This window comes from Thermogutta sp., from assembly GCF_039793925.1.
GTDB lineage: Bacteria > Planctomycetota > Planctomycetia > Pirellulales > Thermoguttaceae > Thermogutta.
The window spans coordinates 1-1,404 of record NZ_JBAMME010000211.1 but is presented as its reverse complement, the minus strand read 5'-3'; the positions used below and the strand labels follow the sequence as shown (position 1 = coordinate 1,404).

The window sequence follows — 1,404 nt, the reverse complement described above, 5'->3', positions numbered from 1 at the left end:
CGATTCGAGCACATCCCCAACGATGAAGTGCCCAATTATTTAGAATTGTGTGATTTTGTCATCCTCCCGTACAGCCGACGGTTCACCTCTCAGAGTGGTGTTTTGAATGTTGCCCTTGCTCATCGCAGGCCCGTTCTGGTCAGTGCTACACCCACGATCGCAGAGACATTGGCGCGGTTTCAAGTAGGCGTCATGTGCGAACCGGATTCGCTTCCTTCGCTCCAACAGGCCCTTGCGGATATGCTAGCCCTGCGAAGATGTGAGATTAAATCTGAAATCGACAGGTATCTCGAGGCAGTTGCTTGGGAAAGAAACTCGTGGATCTCTTGCCAGGTCTACCGAAGTATTTTGCATCCTTCTGTGATTACAAACAAGGCGTTGTAAAACATGACGGAAACGTTGCCATCGTCCCAACCTTCCCTTCGTGTGACAGTTGTTCAGATTGGGGCGCGACGGAATTACGCCGTCCCAATCGCCCTCCAGCAGGCGGGAATGCTGGAACGGTTCTTCACTGACTGGTATGGACCGAAAAGTTTTTTCACGAAATTAAGTGGCAGTGTTTCTGCAGTCATTCCATGGAAAGCTCTTAAACGGGCGAAGGCACGTCAGGCCAGCGAACTTCCGCTTGAAAAGGTGGTCCATTTTCCAACTTTCGCTCTTGCCTATAACTGGAGGAAAGCCGCCGCGAGTAGAAAAGGGGCCAAAGCGTTTGCTTATATCTGGGGTGGGCGCGAGTTTTGCACTCGCGTACTTAGTTACGGTCTTCCGTCTTGCGATGCCGTCTTCTGTTTTTCCTCGGTGGCCAAAGAATTATTCGAGGCGGTGTCAGGAAAACGCCTCCTTCGCGTGCTCGATCAGGGAATTCCACCCCTCGCCTATGATGATAGGTTGGTTCGGGAACAAGAAACGGCTTATCCGGAATGGTGTTTGCCCCGGAGTGTTGAAAGTGGTGTTGAGGAATATACAGAGAGGCAGAGACAAGAGTGGCATGCTGCGGATTTGATATTATGCCCATCCACATTCTGTCGCCGCGCACTTGTCGCGGAGCGAGCTCCCACCGAAAAAATTGAAATGCTACCCTTTGGTATCCATCCCAAGTTTTTCGTAGGGGAGCGATCACGGGCGACAAACGGACGAACCTTCACAGTATTGTTCGTGGCAAATACTCCTGTAAGGAAAGGTTTACCAGACCTGGTAGTGGCGCTAGAGCGGCTAAAAGGAAAGTCGATTGAGGCATTTGTGATAGGTTCTTATACGGACTTAACGCCGTATGCTTTGCAGAGGACGCAAAGAGTTGCCCGTGTGCTCGGCAACGTACCGCGCCCTTCCATGCCCGAGTGGTACCGTAAGGCGGATGTGCTTGTCCTTCCAACTGTTTCAGATACTTTTGGCGCTGTTGTCCTG

At 51.4% G+C, this 1,404-nt stretch carries 2 protein-coding genes; both read left to right on the top strand.

Annotated elements, in window-relative coordinates:
• Positions 1 to 384, top strand: a 384-nt coding sequence (locus ABJK56_RS08625; protein ID WP_347244261.1) for a hypothetical protein, incomplete at its 5' end; no start/stop codon positions are given.
• Positions 385 to 387: 3 nt separating this feature from the next.
• A partial coding sequence (locus ABJK56_RS08620) for a glycosyltransferase (protein WP_347244260.1) occupies positions 388 to 1,404 on the top strand: 1,017 nt, incomplete at its 3' end.